Here is a 19,943-nt window from a genome sequence, read left to right on the forward strand (position 1 = left end):
ACCCCCCTTCTTCTTCTCGTTTTCCGGAGGAGTACGCATGAAGATCGCCCGACGGCGCGACGGGTGGTCCGAGATGTTCGTGGCCGACGAGCCGTGGGACCCCGCCTACGCCGAGCGGTTCGCGGACGGCACCTGCGACGGACTGGTCGTCGGAGCGCCCACGCGGGCGAAGTCCGCTCCCGCCGTCGACCTCGCCTTCCTGCCGGACCTCGTGGGACTGCGCAGTCTCCGGATCCTGAACGGCCTGCCGGACCTCTCCCCGGTGGCACGCTGCGCCGGACTCGAACGGCTGCGGCTGCCCGCGTCGACCACCGGCGAACTGGACCTGTCGGCGCTGTCGCGCCTCCGGGAACTGGAGGCGCCCTGGCCGGTCGTCGCCCGCTCCCTGCCTCTCCTCGCGGCCCTCGACGACCTCGTCCTGCCGGAGTGGAAGGGCGCCTCCCTCTCCGCGCTCGGGCCCCAGCCGGCCCTGCGGGCGCTGCGGCTGGAGACGACCCGGAAGCACGTCACCGACATGGAGGGGGCCGCGCTCTTCCCGGCCCTCCGCGAACTCCGCCTCTACGACGGCCGGCTGGACCACCCGGAGCTGCTGGCGGGCGCCACCGCGCTGGAGGACGTGTCCCTGCTCTCCGCCAGGACCGACTCGATCGCCTTCGTCTCCGGTCTCCCGCGGCTGCGGCGCCTGGAGCTGGAGAACTGCGGCGACATCGCCTCGCTCGCCCCGGTCGCGGACCGTGCGGCGCTCCGCGAGGTGATCCTCTCCGGCTCGACGCGGGTGGCCGACGGAGACCTCTCCCCCCTGCTCGCCAACACCCACCTCGCCTTCGTCGCGGTCGAGCGCGGCCACGCCCACTACAGCCACCCGCCGCGCGAGGTCCGCAAGGGCTGACGGGACCTCCGTGCGGGAGGGGACCGTTCGGCCCTCCCCCACGCGCCGGGCCCCGCCGAGAATGGCAAGGGACGATACCGAGGAGGCGCCATGCCCGCCGCAGTCCCTTCGCGCTACACCGTCAGTGAGGTGATGACCCACACCGCCGTGGCGATCGGCCGCGACGCGTCCTACAAGGAGATCGTCGCCCTGATGGACCAGTGGGCCGTCAGCGCCCTGCCCGTGCTGGAGGGGGAGGGGCGGGTCGTGGGGGTGGTCTCCGAGGCGGACCTGCTGCCGAAGGAGGCGTACCGGGGCGAGGATCCCGATCCGGAGCGGTTCGCCGACGCGGCGAAGGCCGGGGCGGTGCGGGCCGGGGACCTCATGTCGGCCCCGGCGGTGACCGTGCACGCGGACGCCTCCCTCGCGGAGGCGGCGCGGATCATGGCCCGGCGCGGGGTGAAGCGGCTTCCGGTGGTGAACGACGTCGGGCTGCTGGAAGGGGTCGTCAGCCGGAGCGACCTGCTGAAGGTGTTCCTGCGCGAGGACGACGAGATCGCGCGGGAGGTCCGCCGTTCGGTGCTCGGAGGCGGGGCCCTCAGCGGGCTGGACGTGACCGTCACGGAGGGGGTGGCGACGCTTCGGGGCACCCTCTCCGACCGTTCGCTGGTGCCGCTGCTGGCGCGTGCCGCGCGCGCCGTCGAGGGGGTCGTGGACGTGCGGGTGGAGCTCGTCGGCCCGGCGGACGTCCCCGAGGCATCACACGAAACCGGGTCATGACGGACAATCCTTGTGGGGGTGGGTACGCCGCCCATCGAGCACAGGGGTCGCCATGACCGAACTTCCGGCCGCCGGGACACCGACCCGGGTCTTCCTCGTGGACGACCACGAGGTGGTCCGGCGGGGACTGCGTGACCTGATCGACGACGAGCCCGACATGCGGGTGGTCGGCGAGGCGTCGACGGCCGACCAGGCGCTGGCCCGGGGGCCCGCTCTCCGTCCCGACGTGGCCGTCCTCGACGTGCGGCTGCCCGACGGTGACGGGATCGCCGTGTGCCGCGAGCTGCGCTCCCGGATGCCCGAGCTGGCCTGCCTGATGCTGACCTCGTTCGACGACGAGGACGCGCTGCTCGACGCCATCATGGCGGGGGCGGCGGGGTACGTCCTCAAGCAGATCAAGGGCTCCGACCTGGTGTCGGCGGTGCGCACCGTGGCGACGGGACAGTCGATGCTCGACCCGGCCACCACCGCCCGGCTGATGCGTTCGCTGCGGGACCCGGAGGCCGCCCAGCCGCCCGAGGACGAGCGTCTCGCGGCGCTCTCCGAGCGGGAGCGGTCCGTGCTGGAACTGATCGGCGAGGGTCTCACCAACCGGCAGATCGCCAAGCGGCTCTACCTGTCGGAGAAGACGGTGAAGAACCACATCTCCCGGCTGCTCGGGAAGCTCGGGGTCGAGCGGCGAGTCCAGGCCGCCGTGATCGCCGCGCAGGCCCATGAGACCGAACACCCCGACAGGGATCAGTAGGACGGCTCCTCCGCCGCCGGCAGGGGGACGCGCCATTCGATCACCGTGCCGTGCCCCGGCGCCGCCGGCGCCCGGACGGAGAGCGAGCCGCCGAGGCGTTCGGCGCGTTCGGCGAGGTTGCGCAGGCCCCTGTGCTGCCGGTCCCGTGGCATGCCGACGCCGTCGTCGCTCACCGTCACGGTCAGGACGCCGTCCTCGGCGAGGACCGCGACCTCGGCCCGGCGGGCGCCCGCGTGCCGGGCCACGTTGGTGAGCGCCTCCCCGACGACCGCGACGACGTCGTCGGCCACCCCGACCGGCACGTCCGTGTCCAGCAGTCCCTCCATCCGGAGCGCGGGGGCGAACCCCAGGGTCGCCGCGGCGGAGTCGGCCGTGCTGACGATCCTGCTCCTGAGCCGGGGCGTGCTTCCGGGCGTGTCGTGTTCCCGGAGGCCGAAGATGGACGACCGGATGATCTTGATGGTGGCGTCGAGGTCGTCGATCGCCCGGGTCAGCCTGGCTGCCGCCTCCGGGTGCTCGACGAAGCGCCGGGCGCTCTGGAGCGTCATGCCGGTGGCGAAGAGGCGCTGGATCGCGAGGTCGTGCAGGTCGCGGGCGATGCGGTCGCGGTCCTCCAGCAGGATGACCTGCTCGGCGTCCCGGCGCCGGTCGGCCAGTTCGAGGGCCAGGGCCGCCTGGCCCGCGTAACCGGGAAGGGCGGCGGCCTCGGTGCTCAGGAACGGGGCCCGCCCGCGCCGCCGGGCCAGGATGAGCACCCCGCTCATCCGCTCCTTGGTGCCCACGGTGACCGCCACGGCGGGGCCGAAGCCCCGCCAGCGCTCGGGCTGCACGGTGACCCGCCCGTCGCGCTCGACGTCCGTCATGATCACCAGGCCGTCCTTCTCCGCGAGGGCCGCGGCGGCGAGCGTGCCCTCGCTGCTCGGCAGGACGACGCCCCGGTGGAGCTCGGCCCCCTCGCCGCGGGCCAGCGAGCCGCGCAGTTCACCGCCCGCGCCCACCAGGTAGAAGACGCCCATGTCGGCGCCGGCGATGTCCACCGCCTGCTCCAGCATCCCGTCCAGGACCTCGGCCTCGCCCGTGCCGGAGAGCAGGGCGCTGGTGAAGTCGGAGCTCGCGGCGAGCCAGCGGGCCCGCCGCCGCCCCTCCTCGTACAGCCGGGCGTTCTCGATCGCGATCCCCGCGGCGACGGCCAGGGTCGACACGACGGCCTCGTCCTCGGCGTCGAACTCTCCGCCACCGCGCTTCTCGGTGAGGTAGAGGTTCCCGAAGACCTCGTCGCGGACCCTGATGGGCACGCCGAGGAACGAGTGCATGGGGGGATGGTGGGCCGGGAAGCCGTACGAGGCCGGGTGCTCGGACAGCTCCGCCAGACGCAGCGGCTCCGGATGGCGGATGAGCTCGCCGAGGATGCCGTGTCCGGACGGCAGGGCCCCGATCCTCTCGCGCTGGTCCTCGTCGATCCCGACGGGGAGGAAGGCGGACAGCCGCTGGTCCTCGCCGATGACGCCGAGCGCCCCGTACCGGGCGTCGACCAGGACGACGGCGGCCTCGACGATGCCCTGCAGCACCTGGGGGAGGTCGAGCTCCCGGCCCACGGACATGACCGCTTCGAGGAGCCCCGTGAGCCGGTCCCGGGTACCCCTCACGTCGTCGATGCGTGCCTGGAGCTCGTCGAGCAGCTCGTCCAGCCGGAGGCGCGGCAGCCTGGTGTCGGCTGCCCCGAGGTCTTCCCCGCCCATCGGAACCTCCGGTCGTGTCCAGGACGTGCGCCGCCCGCCGTGCCTGCCTTCACGGTAGTCCGGGTGGCCCGCCGGTTCCTGACGAGGCCGTCCCCCGGAGGACGGTCACGGTCGGGCCCGCCGTCCCCGCGGCGGGTGCGGTGGCCGGGGTCGTCCGGGCGGGGTCACCCGGGCGGGACGGTGATCACGGGCAGTGGGCGCGGTGCGGCAGGCCGTGGACGACGGAGCCGACGCGCGTCCCGGAGTGGCCGCCGCGCAGGGGGGGGCGCGGGTCCGGTCGGACCTGCGGGTGGCCCGTTCGGCCCCTCGCGGTCGGCTCCCGTCCGGCGCACGGTGGTGACGAAGGACCGGTCCCGCCGTCGAGGGTGCGAGGAGGAGGACCGCGATGAAGCACATGAAGGTCGGTGGTCTGATGACCGACGACGTGGTCACCGCACTCGCCGGCACGCCGTTCCGCGAGGCGGCGAAGCTGCTCGCCGAGCACGACATCAGCGGGCTCCCGGTCGTGGACGACGACGACCACGTCGTCGGAGTCGTCTCCGGGAGCGACCTCCTGGCCCGGCGGGCGCCGACCGTCCGGGGCGTGATGAGCGCTCCGGCGGTGACGGTGCACGCCGAGGAGGCGGCCGCGGACGCCGCCCGCCTGATGGTCCGCCGCGGTGTGGAGCGCCTGCCCGTGGTCGACGAGGAGGAGCGGCTGGTGGGCATCGTGACCCGCCGCGACCTGCTGCGGGTCTTCCTGCGCCCGGACCCCGAGATCCGGCGCCGTATCCGCGAGGAGATCCTCGCGGACGCCATGGCGCTGCCCGAGGACGCGGTCGACGTGCACGTGCTGGACGGCGTGGTCACCCTCGTGGGCCGGCTCCGGACCCGCGGTCAGGTCGTGACGCTCCTGCGGCTCGCCGAACGGGTGGAGGGAGTCGTCACGGTCGTCGACGGGCTGTCCGCCCGCGACGACGACACCGGCCTCGCATCGTCGTCCGCCCGGACGGCGTACGCCCTTCCCGACTGACCGTCTCCGCACAGACAGGACGCGACGTGTCCCCCACCGCTCTTCCCCTCCCGCTCGTCACGGCTCTGGTCGAGGACGCCGTCACGGCTCCGTCGATGCACAACGCCCAGCCCTGGAGGTTCGTCCTCCGTGAGGCGTCCGGCACCGTGGAGCTGCACGGCGACCCCGCTCGCGCGATGCCCCGGGAGGACCCCGATCACCGCGCTCTCCATCTCGGCTGCGGCGCCGCCCTGTTCGGTCTTCGGGTGGCCGCCGTGCACCGGGGCCTGCGCCCCGCCGTACGGCTGCTGCCGTCCCCCGCTGACCCGTGGCACTTCGCGGACGTCCGGTTCGGCGGAGCCGAGAACGCCGACGACGGGCTCGACCTCCTGCATCCCGCGCTGTCCCGTCGGCACACCAGCCGCTTCCCCTTCACCGAGGAGCGGATCCCCGGCGAACTGTTCGACGGTCTCCGCGCCGCCGCCCTCCTGGAGGACTGCCGTCTGGTCGTCCCCGGGGACTGGCATGCGGACACCGTGATGGGCCTCGTCCACGCCTCCGAGCTGTTCGAGGCGGCGGACGAGGCCGTACGGGCGGAGATCGCCGCCTGGATGCGCACCGGCGAGGCCGGGGAGGCCGCCTCCGCCGACGGCATCCCCGCGTACGCGCTCGGTCCGCGGCAGTACGACGTGACGGCCCCGGTCAGGGAGTTCGCCGGACGGGACCGGCTGTCCGGCCGTCCGTCGGAGCGCTTCGAGAAGAACCCCCAGATCGCCCTCCTCGGCACCGCGGACGACACCCCGGAGGCATGGCTGAAGGCGGGTCAGGCGATGCAGCGGATCCTGCTCCAGGCCACCCTCGACGGACTGGCCACGTCCCTCATGTCGCAGCCCCTCGAATGGCCGGAACTCCGTTTCGACGCGCGTGATCCCCTCTCGGCCGTCGGCTACGTCCACATGGTGTTCCGTCTGGGCTACGGACCGACGGGCCGGGCGACGCCCCGGCGGCCGGTCTCCGAGGTGCTCGACCTCGCCTGAGCCCGCGCGCGTCCGGCGATCCGGTGTGCCTCGACGGCCGGACCCGGGCACGTCCTGCCCGACCGGGGCGGAGTGTCCGCGTCCATGGGCCGGCCGGCCCCCCCCGGCGGGGCCCGAGGGCCCCTTCCGCGGCGGGCCGGCGCGGCGCGAGGGTGGGGGTGGGCCGCCACGGACCCGGCGGGATCCCGGAGGCGCAGCCGAAGGACACCATGACCACCGGGTCCCTGCCACCGGGACGCGTGCCGGACACCTTCGACGGCATCGCGCCCCCGCCGGAGCGGAAGCCCCGGCGTACGCCCGCTGAGAAGGAGACCGAGATGACCTCGCGACCGTTCACCGTCGCCGACGTGATGACGAAGAAGGTCATCGCCGTCCGGCCCGACACCTCCTTCAAGGAGATCGTCGCCGCCATGGAGCGCTGGAAGGTGACCGCGCTCCCCGTCCTGGAGGGCGAGGGGCGGGTCGTGGGGGTGGTGTCCGAGGCGGACCTGCTGCTCAAGGAGGAGTTCCACGACCAACGTCTCGGCATGCTGGAACAGCTGCGCCGCCGCGACGCCACCGCGAAGGCGGGTTCGGACCGGGCGGCCGACCTCATGAGCGCGCCCGCCGTCACGGTCGGTCCCGGCGCCCCGCTGTCGCACGCAGCCCGTCTGATGGCGACGCGCCGGGTGAAGCGGCTGCCGGTCGTCGACCGGGAGGGCGTGATCCAGGGCGTCGTCAGCCGCTCCGACCTGCTCAAGGTCTTCCTCCGCCCGGACGAGGAGCTCGCCGACGAGATCCGCCGGGAGGTCGTCGGTCACCTGTTCCCGCTCTCGCGGGACCGGGTCGGGGTCCGCGTCGAGGCCGGTGTCGTCACCCTGACCGGCGACGTGCGCGACAGCACGCTCATCCCGGTCGCGGAGCGTCTGGCGCGAGCCGTCGAGGGCGTGGTGGACGTGCGGTGCGGGCTCACCCTCGCCACCGATGCGTGACCGCAGACGCCCGAGGAGACCCGCCGGCCCGCCCGCCGCCGGCGGGGACGGGGGCCCTGGAATCAGGGGGCATCGCCCGGAAGGCGACCGGCCATGACGCACCGCGGTGTCGCCAGGCGTGGCCTTCCTCACCGGCGGCCTGCGCGCCGGCTGGTGGGGCGGCGGCTGGTGGGGCGGCGGCCTGATCACCCGGCTCCCCCTGATCGCGGGCTTCGTCCTGGCCTTCACCGCTCGGTATCCGCGTGACCTGTTCGACCTGCTCGTCGGGCTGGACCGCTGGGTCCTCCGCGTCGCCGCCTGCGCGAGCCCATGACGGACGCCCACCCGCCGATCCGCCTCGACCGGGGCGGCGACGAACCGGCCCCCGGCCCGGCGGGCTGACGGCCGCCCCCTCTCGGCCGACCCGGCGGGCCGCCGACGGTGGGGTCAGTCCTCGTCCGCCCCGGGACCGCGCTCCCGCCGGAGCCGGCCGGACCAGACGGGCTCGACCCGCTCCCACTCGCGCTCCAGGGCGGCGAGGGCGCGGCCCTCGGCACGGCGTCGGAGGAGGGCGAGCGCGGCCGCCCCGGTCGCCCCGACCGCGCCGGCCGTCGCGATACCGCCGACGACCGAGGTCAGCCAGCGGTCGGCGGCGTTGTCCAGCCTCCTGACGGGCGCTCCGGCGTCGTCGACCCAGACCGTCACGCTCCGCCCCCGGGGTGTCCGGGGCGGGACGTCGACGGTGCCCGAGCGGCTGACGTCGTCCGGGTACTCCCACACCGCGGGGGCGACGGCCCGCGGCCCCGTCCCGCTGCGCGTCTGCACAGGCGGCTCCTGGGCGGGTCCCGTGGTGGTCGCCGTCACCTGGTGGAGCTCGGCGGCGCGGGCGCGGTCCGTCCGGGCCGAGAAGGCCCACAGGTAGCCGGTGGCGACCGCGCCGCAGATCAGGGCGATGGTCAGGACGACGATCAGGGCCGCGCGCCGGCCGCGGCCGGTGCCCGGCGCGCGGGAGGGCTGTTCGTGTTCGGTCATGGCACACCTCCGGCCCCCCGCCCCCGGGCCCGGGCGCGGAACGGCTCAGTCCGTCGTGCCGAGTTCGGCTCCGATGTGGTGGGCCCACTCCCGGATGCGGGCCGGGTCGCGGAAGTCTCCGCCCTTGCCGTGGCGGACCATGGCCCGGGCGACGAGATCTGGGTTGTCGGCGGTGAGGGCGCCGCCGAAGGTGACGTGCTCACGGGCGTCGAGCTGCCTCATTCTGCGGGCGACGCCCCGCACCGGCGGGATCTCGTGCTGCTCGGCGGAGCTGTCGACGGGACCGCTGCTGAACAGCCAGACCGGACGGGCGCGGAGCTGCTCCGCGTGACGCCGGGCGCACGCGCGGGCCTTGCCGCTCCACCGTCCGGCGTACAGGGCCCCGCCGAGGACGACGCCGTCGTAGCCGCTGACGTCGGTGACGGTGTCCGCCGGCAGGACGTCGGCGTCGAACCCGTCGTCGCGCAGGGTCCGGCCGATCTCGTCGGCGATGCCCGCGGTGGCGCCGTGTCTGCTGCCGTAGGCGACGAGCACCCGCTTGGTGTTCACGACCGGTCCCCTCCGTCCCCCTCGTCCGCCCGCCGCACGGGGATGGTGCGCGCGGACCGGGTCTCCCGCGCCGGTGTCGGGACGCGGACGGTGAGGATGCCGTCCGCGTAGGAGGCTTCGACCGCGTCGGCGGGGATCGTGTCCGGGAAGCGTACGGTCCTGCGGAACACGCCGTACCGGAACTCGGAGTGGTCCTTGTCCTCGGTGCTCCCGCTGTGCTCGGCCCGTACGGTGATCAGGTCGTCGTCGACCGTGAGGGTGATGTCGTCCGGGTCCATGCCGGGGAGTTCGGCCCGCAGCACGGAGCAGCCGCCGCCGCTGGTGACCTCCACCGGGATGGAGTGGGCGGCCGTGGCCGGGCGCCATCCGGGAAGCCCGGGGAACTCGCGGCCGAACCAGGTGTCGAAGTCGGGGACGAGGCTGTGCCTGCGTTCCATGGGGGCTCCGGTCATCGTTCCGCTCCTCGTGTACGCGTCGGGGCCGTCGCCCCGGCGGGATGTCCGGGTGCGGGGCCCGGTCCGGCTCCGCACCTCCACCTTTCCGCGCGGGCGGGGCCCGGGGCAGTGTCCAAGGGGGCTGTCGGGAGGGCCGAACGGTCCTGCCCCCGAGGGGACCGACCGGCCCCGTGTTCCGGTCGGGTGCCGGTCGGGACGGCAGGGTGCGGCCCGACGGGGCGCGCGGGTCGTGCGGGGCCGGTGCGGCGGGTCGTGGCACCGGCCCTGACGCGCCCCATGGTCCTCACTCCTTCGCGGGCCCGCGCGAGCCCGGGGCGACCGGGGCACCGGCCTCGGTCGCGAAGCCGGCCGGCACGATCTCCACGGGGCAGGGGGCGTGGTGGATGAGGGTGTGCGCGACGCGGCCGAGGGACGGCCCGACGCCGAGCGGCCGGTGGCTCCGGCCCATCACGAGCAGGTCGGTGTGGGCGGCCGCCTCGACGAGCTTCCCGGGGGTCGTCGTGCCGGTCTCCACGTGCGGGACGACGTCCAGGCCGGGGTACCAGGCGCGCACCCGGTCGGCGAGGAGCCCCGTCTCCTCCACGCGTCGGCGGGCGGCGCCGTCGAGGTCGTCGAGCATGGTCGCCACGCTGCCGACGTGGGTGAGGATGTTCCACACGCTCACGAGGCGCAGCGACGCCTTCCGGGCGGAGGCTTCGGCGGCGGCCAGCAGCAGCCACCCCAGGTCCGCGGAGTCGCGGACCGCGGCGGTCACGGTCCCGGCCTCGGGCCGGTCGGCCTCGCCGCGCACGACGATCACGGGCACCTCCGCGCGGGCGGCGACGCCCAGCCCCACGGAGCCGAGCAGGAGGCTGGAGAAGCCGCCGAGGCCCCGGCTGCCGACGACGATCGTCTTGTCGTCCCCGGCCGCCTCCCGGAGCCCGGTGACCGGCTCCTGCCGCCCGAGGGTGCGGGTGACGACGAGGTCGGGGAAGCGTGCCGTGACGGCGGCGGCGGTCTCGGCCAGCAGCTCGCGGCCCGCTTCCCGGATCGCCTGCATCCGCTCCGCGTCGCTCCAGTAGGCCCGTCGGTCGGTGTCGGCGGCGTGGACGAGGTGCAGGGGGCGTGACCGGAGACTGGCCTCCGCGGCGGCCCAGAACACCGCCGTCCTCGCCGAGGGCGATCCGTCGACCCCGACGACGGGATCGGTCAGCTCGGGGCGGACGAGGGTCTCGCTGTCCATGGTTCCTCCTCGGGGGTGTACGCCCCGGGGCTCGTGAGGCGCCCGGAAGGACGACACTCCTCACGCTGGCACCGCCGCGGGCCGCCCGCGAGGGGCCGTTCGGCCCCCTGCGGAGACCTGCCCGGCCCTCTCGGCGCGGGGGCGTCCGGGACGAGTCTGGAGCCCTGGACGGACACGGCCGAGGAGGCAGTGATGACGGCGCAGGTCACGGTAGGTCTGGACGGCTCGGAGGAGAGTCTCACCGCGGCACGCTGGGCGGCGGAGGAAGCCACCCTGCGTGAGGTGCCGCTCCGCCTGGTCAACGTGGAGGAGTGGCCGAACACCCCGGAGGTTCCCGTCGCGTACGCGCGGGCGCTCGCCGAGCGGGCCGAGGGCCTGCTGCGGGACGAGGCCGCCCGGGCGCGGAAGGAGCACCCCGATCTGGAGGTGATCACCGAGCGGACGCGCGGCCGGGCGGCGGACGAGCTGACCGCCTCGGCGAACGAGGCGGAGCTGCTGGTGCTCGGTTCGCGCGGGCTCGGCGGCGTCCTCGGGTTCGTCGTCGGATCGGTCTCCCTCGCCGTCGTGGGCACGGCCGCGCGGCCCGTCGTCCTGGTGCGCGCCGAGCGTGCGGGGCCGGCGGCCGACGCGGGTGACATCGTGGTGGGGGTCGACCTCCGCCACCCGTGCGAGCCCCTGCTGGCCTTCGCCTTCGGGGAGGCGGCCCGACGGCGCGTCCCGCTGCGGTTCCTCAGCGCCTGGACCCTGCCCGCCTCGTACGGCTACGCGGCGGCCGTGGACCCGGTGATCGGCGAGGAGCTGGAGGCCGGCGTGCGTACCGGTCTCGAGGAACTGCTGTCGCCGTGGCGTGCGACGTATCCGGGAGTGGAGGCGACGGCCAAGGCGGTCGTGGGCTCGGCCGCCCACCAGATGATCGAGGCGTCGCGGGGCGCCGGACTCGTCGTGGTGGGGCGCCGTACCCGCCGGCTTCCGGTCGGCTCTCACCTGGGCCATGTGGCGCACGCGGTGATCCACCACAGCCCTGCTCCGGTCGCGGTGGTCCCCCTGGCCTGAACGGCGGGCACACGCGGGACGGGGAGAGGACGACCCTCTCCCCGTCCCGTGCGCCCGGCGCCGGGCGCCCACGGCGTTCCGTCACTCCTCCTGCGTCTCCGGGCGCCGCTGCGGTACGACGGCGACCGGGCACGCGGCGTGGTGCAGGGCCCGATGGGCCACCCGACCGAGCTGGAGACCGAACAGACCGTCCCGCCGGCGCGCGCCGACGACCAGCAGATCGGCGGCGGCGGAGCGCTCCGTCAGGATCCGGTGCGCGCTTCCTTCGACGGCGCTCCGGCGCACGCGGACGCCCGGGTACTCCCGCCCGCCCGCGGCGAGCGCCTTGTCCAGCGTCTCCGAGGCCAGCTCCGCAAGATAGACCCCGGCCTCACCGCGCAGCAGCGGGTGTTCGAGCGGGTCGTGGGCGGGCCGGCGCCATGTGCGCACCACGTCCAGCTCCGCGTCGCGGGCCGCCGCCTCCTGGAACGCGAACCCGACGGCCGGGGAGTCGACGTCGTGGTCACCGACGCCCAGGAGGACCTTCCCGTGGCGCGCCTCCAGGGCGAACCGGTCGCCCCGTACGACGACGACGGGGCAGGAGGCGCGGCTCGCGACGGTCAGGCCGACGGATCCCAGGAGGAGGTCACCGGCTTCGCTCCTGCCGCGCGATCCCACGACCACGGCCATGGCCGAGCGCCCTTCGCCGAGCAGCGCGCTCGCCGCGTCCGTTCCGGCGACCTCGCTGGTCACGGGGAGGGCGGGGGCTCGTCGCCCGGCCCGTTCCGCGGCCTGGCCGACGATGGTGTCGGCGAGGACCTGGCCCCACGGGCGTTCGGTGGCCCAGGGCGGGGCGACGCCTTCGTACCGCTCCCAGAGCGAGGCGTACACGATGCGCAGGGCGCGCCGGTGCCGCACGGCCTCGTCGACCGCCCAGTCCAGGGCCGTGAGGCTGGCGTCGGAGCCGTCGACGCCCACCACCAGGGGGAGTTCCATCGTGCCCACCGCCTTTCGCTCGGGTGAGGGTGAGGGGCCTGCTGTCACGCTCGCACCGGTCGGCCGGACCGGGACAGGGCCGATCGGTCCCCGGTCGCTCCCGTGGGGGGCCGACCGTCCCGGGAAGGGCCCGTTCGTCGCCCACCGGCGCACCGAGGCGGCGTTGGTGATGTACACCCTGATCGTGTTCGTCCTCGTGCTGCTGACGGAGATCTCGGGCATTCTCCGGGCCGGCGTCGACGGTGTGATCGCCGACGCCACGGCCGGATACTCGCTGCGGCTGGACTACAACCCGCCGGTCGCCGGCGACCGGCTCGTCGCGGAGCTGCGGGCCGGCCCGTCGGCCGCCGGGATCTCCGCCGTGACGCCGCTGCTCAACGCCGCCGGGCGGGCCACCGATCCGGGCGGACGCGGCGCCCGGCCGCTGGACGCCGCGGTGGTCGGCGTGCCGGACGGGGCGATCACCGGCATCTCGTTCCGGGAGCGGCTGCCCAGCCTGGCGGACGACCCCGCGGTGTGGCGGGCCCTGGCCTCCGACTCCCGCCATGTCGTCCTCGACGGCTTCTTCGGCAGCACCGGCGGCCCGGCCGGCGGCTCTCCGCCAGTCTGGTCGCGACGCCCGTCGAGTCGGACATCCGGCGCCAGTTCGACTCCAGCACCGCCTTCTTCCGTCTCATGCAGGGCTTCCTCGCCCTGGGCCTCGGCGTGGGCATCACCGGCCTCGGTGTCGTCATGGTCCGGGCGGTGCGCGAACGCCGGCGCACCATCGGCATCCTGCGGGCCCTCGGCTTCCGGGCGCGGACGGTGCGGCGCTCCTTCCTCTGGGAGAGCACCTTCGTCGCCGTGGAGGGCATCGTGCTCGGCTCGCTCCTGGGCGTGCTCACCACCTGGCTCATGTACCGGAACAGCGCCGCCTTCGCGGGACTCGACGGCGGGTTCCCCGTCGAGTGGGGCAGCATCGGCGTCCTGGCCGCGGCCACCTTCGGCGCATCGCTGCTCGCCACCCTGGGTCCGGCCCGCCGCGCCGCCGCGATCCGTCCCGCACGCGCGGTCCGCGTGTCGGACTGAGCTCCCGGGTCCCGTCGGACCCGCGTGCGCACGGCGGCGATCGCCCGCGGCCCCGGTGTCAGCGCGCTGAACTATCCTTCCGGCGATCACACACCGACCCGGAGGATCACGAGAGTTGACCGGCCAGCCCGCTTTCCCGCTGCCCTTCTACGCCGCCCGCACCATGTCCCTTGCGCCGCCCCGGACGCTGCGCGAACTCGAGATGATGCGGTGCAGCGCGCATCTTCGGGCCAAGCCGGGGTGGTTCGACAAGATGAACGACCCCGAGATCGCCGCCCGCTGGACCCGGGAAGCGGTCGACCAGGGCCTCACCGAGGCCGAGGTCCGCTACGTCCTCGCCGAACTCGCCCACTACGCCGCGCTGCGGGACGAGCGGACCGGAATGGAGGTGTCCGCGGTCGACGGCGTGTGGCAGTCGGACTCGCTCGTCGACGACGGGCTCAGGTCCCGGCTGCGCGAGGCGGTCCGGGTCCTGGAGGAGGTGCCCGAGGCGGAGCGGGACTGGCATCCCGGCTCCGACGGCCAGGTGCTGGACCTGGTGCATCCCTCGCTGTTCTGCCTGGTGCGCGAGGTGAGCGGCGCACCCGAGGAGGCGTGGCGGAACCCGACGGACCGCTACTCGAAGCACGAGTTCTCGGAGCGGTTCCAGTGGCTGCCCACCGACGCCGACGTCAGTGACGACGGCACCGTCACCTTCCGTTCGTACGTCAACAACGTCCATCCCGACAGGCACCGGGAGCTGGCCGCCGTGCTGCCGGACCTGGTCGCGCGCATGCGCCCGCTGTGGGAGAACGTGCTCACCGACCTGCGCCATCCGCGGCCGCCGCGGATCGAGGTGGATCCCTACGAGTGGTACGACTCGAAGCCCGCGTACCCGGACCGGTCCGCCTTCGACGACGACGAGTCCTACGCGCAGGCGTGCCGCGCGTGGGAGAGTGCGCAGGACGACTGGTGGGAGAACCGCTCCCCCACCGTCCCGGACGCCCCGGAGTTCACCCCGCCCGAGGTGCCCGCGGCAGGCGACCGGGTCGATCTGCGCGGCCGCCGTCTCCAGGTCATCGTCAAGCTCGCCACGATCCACCTCACGCCGGAGAAGCCCGAGTACCCGGGCGGTTCCTGGCACGTCGAGGGGATGCTGAACGAGCGGATCGTCTCGACCGGCATCTACTACTGGGACAGCGAGAACATCACCGAGAGCGGGCTGAGCTTCCGGGCCGGGATCGACGACCCGGAGTACGAGCAGAACGACCACAACGGCATGCGGGACGTCTACGGCCTGGAGAACGAGGACGCCCTCAACCAGCTCCTGGGGACGGCATCGACCCCGGCGGGCCGCTGCCTGGCCTTCCCGAACGTCCTGCAGCACCGCGTCGGCTCGTTCCGCCTGGCGGACCCCGGGCGCCCGGGGCACCGCAAGATCCTCGCGTTCTTCCTGGTCGACCCGGAGCGGCGGATCGTCTCGACGTCCGACGTGCCGCCGCAGCAGCCGTGGGCGGACACCTCGACGATGACGCTCGAACAGGCCATGAAGTACCGCGAAGAGCTCATGCAGGAGCGGAAGTTCTTCGTCGACGAGCACAACGAGCAGCTCTACGAGCGGGAGTTCTCGCTCTGCGAGCACTGACCCTCCCGGCCCGGCGCCGGCCGCCCCCGCCCGTTCGCGGGAGGCGGCGGGCGAAGGGCGGAGGGTGCGGGGGGTACGACGACCGCCGCGCGTTTGATTGCAGCAGCCTCATACCAGCCCTAGCCGGTATTTTCCCTTATGCCGTATCCTGGAGGCAGTCGCACCCGGAAGGAGACACGGACCCATGACCGCCACGGACCCCGCGCTCACCGCACTCGCCAGTGGCTGGGGCGCCCTGTCCCTGCTGCACGGCCGGATCGAGTCGCACATCGAGCGCGCCCTGCAGTCCCGGCACGACCTGAGCGTGCGCGAGTACTCGCTGCTCGACGTGCTCAGCCGCCAGCACGACGGCGAGGGCGGCCACCTGCAGATGAAGCAGGTCGCGGACGCGGTCGTCCTCAGCCAGAGCGCGACCACCCGCCTGGTGAGCCGCCTCGAGGACCGGGGGCTGCTCTCCCGCTACCTGTGCCCGACCGACCGGCGCGGCATCTACACCAACGTCACCGAGGACGGTCTGAAGCTCCTGGAGGAGGCCCGGCCGACCAACGACGCCGCCCTCCGGGAGGCGCTCGACCAGGCCGCCGCCCATCCGGAGCTGGCCTCGCTCGTCGCGGCGGTGGAAGCGGTGAAGGCCCCGCACTGAGCCGGCGGCTTGCCTTCCGGACCAAGATCCCCCATGATTGTTGAAAGTAGAACTAATCTGGGAGAGGGGTCGGGGATGGACGGCACGGAGATCGAGGTCCTCACCGCGCGGGACGTCCCGCTGACGGAGATCGAGGTCCTCACCGCGCGGGACGTCCCGCTGGGCGGGCCCCGGGCGATGACCGTACGGCGCACGCTGCCGCAGCGGGCCCGTACCCTCATCGGCGCCTGGTGCTTCGCCGACCACTACGGCCCCGACCGGGTCGCCGAGTCCGGCGGCATGGACGTCGCGCCCCACCCCCACACCGGGCTCCAGACCGTCAGCTGGCTCTTCAGCGGCGAGATCGAGCACCGCGACAGCCTCGGCACCCACGCGTACGTCCGCCCCGGCGAGATCAACCTCATGACCGGCGGCCACGGCATCAGCCACACCGAGGTCTCCACGCCCGGCACCACCGTCCTGCACGGCGTGCAGCTGTGGGTCGCGCTGCCCGACGAGCACCGCCACGCCCCCCGCGACTTCCAGCACCACGCGCCGCGGGCGTTCCGGGTGGACGGGGCCGAGCTCCGGGTCTTCCTCGGCACCCTCGCCGGGGACACCTCGCCCGTCCGCACCTTCACCCCGCTGCTCGGCGCCGAGGTCCTCATCGACGCCGGGGCCACCGTCACCCTGGACGTCGACCCCGGTTTCGAGCACGGCCTGCTCGTCGACGAGGGCGACGTCACCCTCGACGGCACCGTGCTCAAGCCCGCCGAGCTCGGATACGCCGCGCCCGGCCGCACCACGATCACCCTGGCCAACGCCTCCGACCGCCCGGCCCGGACGGTCCTGCTCGGCGGCCCGCCGTTCGAGGAGGAGATCGTCATGTGGTGGAACTTCATCGGCCGCAGCCACCAGGACATCGTCGAGGCGCGCGAGGAGTGGGAGCGCGCTTCCGACCGCTTCGGCGAGGTGACCGGCTACCCCGGCGACCGCCTTCCCGCGCCGGCGCTGCCGAACGCCGTCATCACGCCCCGCAGGAACCCCGCCCGTCCCTGACCCCCGCGCCACTCTCCTGGAAGGACCCTCATGAGCGAGCAGACCACCGCCGCCCCCGTCGTCCGCCACGTCGACGCACGCCACCGCTACGAGATCCTCGTCGACGACCGGCGCGCCGGTCTGACGGCGTACCGCGACCGCGACGACCGGCGGGTCTTCTTCCACACCGAGATCGACGACGCCTACGCGGGCCAGGGGCTGGCCTCGGTCCTCGTCGAGCAGGCGCTGACCGACGTCCGCGCCTCCGGCCTGCGGATCGTCCCGGTCTGCCCGTACGTCGCCAAGTTCCTGAAGAAGCACACCGAGTTCGCGGACATCACCGACCCGGTCACCCCCGAGGTCCTGACCTGGCTCGACGCCCGGCTGGGGCGCTGACGCCGGTCGCCCGCACGGCGCGTAGAGTACGCGGGGGCGCGGCGCGATCACGAGGAGTCCGTCTTGACCTCGGTCAGCCTTGAGCACGCCACCGTCCCCGCCGACACCGGCGAGGTCACCCTCCTGATAGCCCGCCGGGTGGACCCCGGCCACGAAGCCGCCTTCGAGCGGTGGGCGCAGGGGATCCTCGCCACCGCCGCGACCTTTCCCGGCCACCTCGGGTACGGACTCTTCCGCTCCTCCGGCGGCGCCGCCCCCTGGTTCCTCGTCCACCGGTTCCGGGACGCGGAGGCGTGCCGGACCTGGCAGGAGTCGCCCGAGCGGGCCGCCTGGTTCGCCGACTGCGCCGGCCACCACCACACCGAGGTCGCCCGGCGAAAGCTGACCGGCATGGAGACCTGGTTCGCCGAGCCGGGCTCCACCCGGCCGGCGCCGCCCCGCTGGAAGATGGCCGTCAGCGCGACCCTCGCGATCTATCCGATCTCCGTCCTCGGCGGGCTCTTCCTCCTCCCCCACCTCACCGCCCTCCCCCTCCTCGTGAGCAGCGCGGTGACGGCCGGCGTCTTCAACGTCCTCATGACGTACGCGGCGATGCCGGCCGTCAGCCGGCTGCTGCGCGGCTGGCTCACCCCGTAGCCGCCGCCCGCGCCCCTACGGCCGGCGCGCGAGCCGGTCGAGCGCGGCGAGGACCGGGGCGACGCCGTCCTCCTCGGCCAGGCGGTCGGCCAGCGCGCGGGCGGCGGCGCGGTGCGAGCCGTCCCGCGCCGCCCGGTGCACCGCCCCGGCCAGGGCCGTGGAGGTGAGACGGCGCAGCGGCAGCACCCCCGGCGCGGTGCCCAGAGCGGTGAGCCGCGACGCCCAGAACGTCGCGTCGAACTGGACCGGCACCGGTACGGAGGGCACCCCGGCCCGCAGCACGGCGCCGGTCGTGCCCGCTCCCGCGTGGTGGACGACGGCGGCCGTCCGGGGGAAGAGGAGGGAGTGCGGCACCTCGTCGACGGTCAGGATGTCGTCGCCGTCGCGGGCGCCCAGTCCCGCCCAGCCGCGCTGGACGATGCCGCGCACCCTCGCCGCGCGCAGGGCGGTGACGATGTCGCGGCTCACCCGCCCGGGATCGGGGACGGTGGCGCTGCCCAGCCCGACGAAGACCGGTGGCGGCCCGGCCGCGAGGAAGTCCTCCAGTTCCGGGGAGAGCCGCCCGGTCCGGTGCGGCCACCAGTACCCGGCCACCTCCAGCTCGGCCGGCCAGTCCCGGGGCCGGGGGACGACGAGCTCGCTGTAGCCGTGCAGCACCGGCCGCGGCCGCCGGGAGCGCCGTGCCGTCACGATGCCATGGCGCCGCAGGGAGCGCAGGGCGTCGAAGAACAACAGCTCCACCGATGTCATGACGGCCCGTCCGCTGAGCCGGTTCCCGACGCTGCCGAGGGGGCGGGCCCCCAGGACCGGGGCGGGGAAGTCGCGGGTCGGGTGCAGCGGCTGGAGGTGCAGTCCGAGGGCGGGGACCGACAGGCCGTCGGCGAGGGCGTACCCCAGCGGGCCCAGCGACCCGCCGACCAGCAGCACCTCGCCGTCCCGCGCCGCCTCCACCAGGGCCGCCGTCATCTCGTCGGCCACCTGCCGGGCCATCGACGCCAGCCGCACGAGCTTCCCCGCACCGGTCCGGGCGTCGTGCAGCCGCCGCCCCCGCGCGGAGTGCAGCTCGGCACGGGGGTCCACCGGCAGCGGATGGAACCGCACCCCCGAACCCGCCACGAGCGGCTCGAAGATCCCGTGCGTGGCCAGCGTCACCTCATGCCCGGCCCGTACGAGACCGGCCCCCAGACCCGTGTACGGCGCGACGTCGCCGCGCGATCCCGCCGTCATCATCACGATGCGCACGGGTCCCAGTGTGCCCCACCGGGACGCCGCACCCCAGGGGGCCGCGCGGGTCGGCCCGCGTCGGCGGGCGCCGTCAGCCGTCGAGCCGCGCGACCTCGGAATCGACGGCCTCGCGTGTCGGGGTCCTGGCGCGGGAGGGCGGCAGCGCACCGCCGAGCCGGCGCATGCTCAGGCCCTCCAGGGGGCGGTCAGCCGCGCGGCGGCGGCCGTCAGGGCGGCCGCCGGGGCGGCCGGACGGAGACCCGGCCCAGCAGGGCCGCCACCTCCCCGGGCGGGACGTCGTGCGGCTGACCGTCGACACCCTCGCCACCGGCGGGGGCGGCATCCACCGTGCCACCCACGACCAGCCGGGCGAGCCGGGCGACCGACCGCGTCTTCCGCGCGTCGGATCCCGGCCGAGTTGCGCCGGTCGGACGTCACCGCGGCGGTGGATGCGCTAGGAAGAGATCACGACATCCGCACCCCGTCCCGGAGGGAGCCACCGTGTCTGCTGAGCTCAGCGACAGGCTCAAGGAACTGCTCGACGGCCCCGTCTTCGTCTCCGTGTCCACCATCCAGCCCGACGGAAGCCCGCAGGCGTCCCCGGTCTGGGTGAAGCGCGACGGTCACGACATCCTGTTCTCGACGACCGTCGGCCGGCGCAAGGAGCTGAACCTGCGCCGGGACCCGCGTGTCACCGTGCTGCTCCAGCCCTTCGACTCCCCGTACGAGTACGCGGAGATCCGCGGCACCGCGCTCATCACCACGGAGGGCGGCCAGGAGCTGATCGACGAGCTGTCGGTGAAGTACAGCGGCAAGCCGTACCGCGACTTCAACCCGGCTTCGGTCCACGACGCCCAGCGCGTGGTCGTCCGGATCACCCCGCGGAAGGTGATCGGGCGGATCTGAGCGGCACCGGCGCCCGGCCCGCCCGGCCGGGGC

At 74.6% G+C, this 19,943-nt stretch carries 22 protein-coding genes; 15 read left to right on the forward strand and 7 right to left on the reverse strand.

Annotated elements, in window-relative coordinates:
* The first annotated feature begins 37 nt into the window (after nt 1-37).
* The 3 genes from IF73_RS0103960 to IF73_RS0103970 all read left to right on the forward strand — a co-directional run bounded on the left by IF73_RS0103960 (nt 38) and on the right by IF73_RS0103970 (nt 2,393).
* A complete protein-coding gene (locus IF73_RS0103960) occupies nt 38-889 on the forward strand; it encodes a hypothetical protein (protein WP_031003426.1) in 852 nt (283 codons plus the stop codon).
* Between the two features lie 90 nt (nt 890-979).
* A complete protein-coding gene (locus IF73_RS0103965) occupies nt 980-1,648 on the forward strand; it encodes a CBS domain-containing protein (protein ID WP_037878218.1) in 669 nt (222 codons plus the stop codon).
* 52 nt (nt 1,649-1,700) lie between these two features.
* Nucleotides 1,701-2,393, forward strand: coding sequence for a response regulator (locus IF73_RS0103970; RefSeq protein ID WP_031003437.1), 693 nt, complete (start codon nt 1,701-1,703; stop codon nt 2,391-2,393).
* Here the strand turns inward: IF73_RS0103970 and IF73_RS0103975 are convergent.
* A complete protein-coding gene (locus IF73_RS0103975) occupies nt 2,387-4,132 on the reverse strand; it encodes a GAF domain-containing sensor histidine kinase (protein ID WP_031003439.1) in 1,746 nt (581 codons plus the stop codon). The genes IF73_RS0103970 and IF73_RS0103975 overlap by 7 nt on opposite strands.
* Nucleotides 4,133-4,517: 385 nt before the next feature.
* Here IF73_RS0103975 and IF73_RS0103980 point away from each other — a divergent pair, with 385 nt between their 5' ends.
* The 4 genes from IF73_RS0103980 (at nt 4,518) to IF73_RS37410 (ending at nt 7,444) form a co-directional block, all read left to right on the forward strand.
* Entirely contained in the window at nt 4,518-5,144 is a 627-nt protein-coding gene (locus tag IF73_RS0103980) for a CBS domain-containing protein (protein WP_031003441.1), read from the forward strand.
* A gap of 26 nt (nt 5,145-5,170) precedes the next feature.
* A complete protein-coding gene (locus IF73_RS0103985; protein ID WP_031003444.1) occupies nt 5,171-6,160 on the forward strand; it encodes an Acg family FMN-binding oxidoreductase in 990 nt (329 codons plus the stop codon).
* A 317-nt stretch (nt 6,161-6,477) separates the two neighbouring features.
* The gene (locus IF73_RS0103990) at nt 6,478-7,131 is read left to right on the forward strand and encodes a CBS domain-containing protein (RefSeq protein ID WP_031003447.1); all 654 of its coding nucleotides are present in this window, start codon (nt 6,478-6,480) and stop codon (nt 7,129-7,131) included.
* Between the two features lie 118 nt (nt 7,132-7,249).
* Nucleotides 7,250-7,444, forward strand: coding sequence for a hypothetical protein (locus IF73_RS37410; protein WP_031003448.1), 195 nt, complete (start codon nt 7,250-7,252; stop codon nt 7,442-7,444).
* A 113-nt stretch (nt 7,445-7,557) separates the two neighbouring features.
* On the opposite strand, the gene IF73_RS0104000 is transcribed toward IF73_RS37410, so the two are convergent.
* From IF73_RS0104000 to IF73_RS0104015, 4 genes are all read right to left on the reverse strand, one after another.
* The gene (locus IF73_RS0104000) at nt 7,558-8,142 is read right to left on the reverse strand and encodes a hypothetical protein (protein ID WP_031003449.1); all 585 of its coding nucleotides are present in this window, start codon (nt 8,140-8,142) and stop codon (nt 7,558-7,560) included.
* A gap of 45 nt (nt 8,143-8,187) precedes the next feature.
* The gene (locus IF73_RS0104005) at nt 8,188-8,691 is read right to left on the reverse strand and encodes a flavodoxin domain-containing protein (protein WP_031003450.1); all 504 of its coding nucleotides are present in this window, start codon (nt 8,689-8,691) and stop codon (nt 8,188-8,190) included.
* Nucleotides 8,688-9,143 carry an Hsp20/alpha crystallin family protein gene (locus tag IF73_RS0104010; protein WP_031003451.1) on the reverse strand — a complete coding sequence of 152 codons (456 nt, stop codon included), beginning with the start codon at nt 9,141-9,143 and terminating at the stop codon, nt 8,688-8,690. Before IF73_RS0104010 ends, IF73_RS0104005 begins: the two co-directional genes overlap by 4 nt.
* Before the next feature lie 286 nt (nt 9,144-9,429).
* Nucleotides 9,430-10,368: a universal stress protein gene (locus IF73_RS0104015; RefSeq protein ID WP_051716515.1), complete on the reverse strand. Its 939-nt coding sequence runs from the start codon at nt 10,366-10,368 to the stop codon at nt 9,430-9,432.
* 192 nt (nt 10,369-10,560) lie between these two features.
* On the opposite strand from IF73_RS0104015, the gene IF73_RS0104020 reads away from it, so the two are divergent.
* Nucleotides 10,561-11,421 carry a universal stress protein gene (locus IF73_RS0104020; RefSeq protein WP_031003459.1) on the forward strand — a complete coding sequence of 287 codons (861 nt, stop codon included), beginning with the start codon at nt 10,561-10,563 and terminating at the stop codon, nt 11,419-11,421.
* 81 nt (nt 11,422-11,502) lie between these two features.
* On the opposite strand, the gene IF73_RS0104025 is transcribed toward IF73_RS0104020, so the two are convergent.
* Entirely contained in the window at nt 11,503-12,396 is an 894-nt protein-coding gene (locus IF73_RS0104025; RefSeq protein WP_031003462.1) for a universal stress protein, read from the reverse strand.
* Nucleotides 12,397-13,071: 675 nt separating this feature from the next.
* On the opposite strand from IF73_RS0104025, the gene IF73_RS0104035 reads away from it, so the two are divergent.
* From IF73_RS0104035 to IF73_RS0104060, 6 genes are all read left to right on the forward strand, one after another.
* Complete coding sequence (locus IF73_RS0104035) at nt 13,072-13,464, forward strand: ABC transporter permease (protein ID WP_031003465.1); 393 nt, start codon at nt 13,072-13,074, stop codon at nt 13,462-13,464.
* A 115-nt stretch (nt 13,465-13,579) separates the two neighbouring features.
* Nucleotides 13,580-15,088 carry a DUF4246 domain-containing protein gene (locus IF73_RS0104040; RefSeq protein ID WP_031003466.1) on the forward strand — a complete coding sequence of 503 codons (1,509 nt, stop codon included), beginning with the start codon at nt 13,580-13,582 and terminating at the stop codon, nt 15,086-15,088.
* 184 nt (nt 15,089-15,272) lie between these two features.
* Complete coding sequence (locus IF73_RS0104045) at nt 15,273-15,731, forward strand: MarR family winged helix-turn-helix transcriptional regulator (RefSeq protein WP_031003467.1); 459 nt, start codon at nt 15,273-15,275, stop codon at nt 15,729-15,731.
* A gap of 75 nt (nt 15,732-15,806) precedes the next feature.
* The gene (locus IF73_RS0104050) at nt 15,807-16,769 is read left to right on the forward strand and encodes a pirin family protein (protein WP_031003470.1); all 963 of its coding nucleotides are present in this window, start codon (nt 15,807-15,809) and stop codon (nt 16,767-16,769) included.
* A 30-nt stretch (nt 16,770-16,799) separates the two neighbouring features.
* On the forward strand, nt 16,800-17,144 hold the full coding sequence (locus IF73_RS0104055; RefSeq protein ID WP_031003471.1) for a GNAT family N-acetyltransferase: 345 nt from the start codon (nt 16,800-16,802) through the stop codon (nt 17,142-17,144).
* A 63-nt stretch (nt 17,145-17,207) separates the two neighbouring features.
* Nucleotides 17,208-17,780, forward strand: a complete 573-nt coding sequence (locus IF73_RS0104060) for an antibiotic biosynthesis monooxygenase (RefSeq protein ID WP_031003473.1) — start codon at nt 17,208-17,210, stop codon at nt 17,778-17,780.
* A 15-nt stretch (nt 17,781-17,795) separates the two neighbouring features.
* Here IF73_RS0104060 and IF73_RS0104065 read toward each other — a convergent pair whose 3' ends face one another.
* On the reverse strand, nt 17,796-19,007 hold the full coding sequence (locus IF73_RS0104065) for a glycosyltransferase (RefSeq protein WP_031003476.1): 1,212 nt from the start codon (nt 19,005-19,007) through the stop codon (nt 17,796-17,798).
* A 498-nt stretch (nt 19,008-19,505) separates the two neighbouring features.
* Here IF73_RS0104065 and IF73_RS0104075 point away from each other — a divergent pair, with 498 nt between their 5' ends.
* Nucleotides 19,506-19,910 carry a PPOX class F420-dependent oxidoreductase gene (locus IF73_RS0104075; RefSeq protein ID WP_031003478.1) on the forward strand — a complete coding sequence of 135 codons (405 nt, stop codon included), beginning with the start codon at nt 19,506-19,508 and terminating at the stop codon, nt 19,908-19,910.
* Nucleotides 19,911-19,943: the final 33 nt, after the last annotated feature.

The sequence above is a fragment of the Streptomyces sp. NRRL F-5727 genome (assembly GCF_000719555.1).
Classification (GTDB): domain Bacteria; phylum Actinomycetota; class Actinomycetes; order Streptomycetales; family Streptomycetaceae; genus Streptomyces.

Coding starts and splice junctions, on each gene's coding strand:
- IF73_RS0103960 (WP_031003426.1), top strand. CDS start 38: ATGAAGATCGCCCGACGGCGCGACGGGTGGTCCGAGATGTTCGTGGCC.
- IF73_RS0103965 (WP_037878218.1), top strand. CDS start 980: ATGCCCGCCGCAGTCCCTTCGCGCTACACCGTCAGTGAGGTGATGACC.
- IF73_RS0103970 (WP_031003437.1), top strand. CDS start 1,701: ATGACCGAACTTCCGGCCGCCGGGACACCGACCCGGGTCTTCCTCGTG.
- IF73_RS0103975 (WP_031003439.1), bottom strand. CDS start 4,132: ATGGGCGGGGAAGACCTCGGGGCAGCCGACACCAGGCTGCCGCGCCTC.
- IF73_RS0103980 (WP_031003441.1), top strand. CDS start 4,518: ATGAAGCACATGAAGGTCGGTGGTCTGATGACCGACGACGTGGTCACC.
- IF73_RS0103990 (WP_031003447.1), top strand. CDS start 6,478: ATGACCTCGCGACCGTTCACCGTCGCCGACGTGATGACGAAGAAGGTC.
- IF73_RS0104000 (WP_031003449.1), bottom strand. CDS start 8,142: ATGACCGAACACGAACAGCCCTCCCGCGCGCCGGGCACCGGCCGCGGC.
- IF73_RS0104010 (WP_031003451.1), bottom strand. CDS start 9,143: ATGACCGGAGCCCCCATGGAACGCAGGCACAGCCTCGTCCCCGACTTC.
- IF73_RS0104015 (WP_051716515.1), bottom strand. CDS start 10,368: ATGGACAGCGAGACCCTCGTCCGCCCCGAGCTGACCGATCCCGTCGTC.
- IF73_RS0104020 (WP_031003459.1), top strand. CDS start 10,561: ATGACGGCGCAGGTCACGGTAGGTCTGGACGGCTCGGAGGAGAGTCTC.
- IF73_RS0104025 (WP_031003462.1), bottom strand. CDS start 12,396: ATGGAACTCCCCCTGGTGGTGGGCGTCGACGGCTCCGACGCCAGCCTC.
- IF73_RS0104035 (WP_031003465.1), top strand. CDS start 13,072: ATGCAGGGCTTCCTCGCCCTGGGCCTCGGCGTGGGCATCACCGGCCTC.
- IF73_RS0104045 (WP_031003467.1), top strand. CDS start 15,273: ATGACCGCCACGGACCCCGCGCTCACCGCACTCGCCAGTGGCTGGGGC.
- IF73_RS0104050 (WP_031003470.1), top strand. CDS start 15,807: ATGGACGGCACGGAGATCGAGGTCCTCACCGCGCGGGACGTCCCGCTG.
- IF73_RS0104055 (WP_031003471.1), top strand. CDS start 16,800: ATGAGCGAGCAGACCACCGCCGCCCCCGTCGTCCGCCACGTCGACGCA.
- IF73_RS0104065 (WP_031003476.1), bottom strand. CDS start 19,007: ATGACGGCGGGATCGCGCGGCGACGTCGCGCCGTACACGGGTCTGGGG.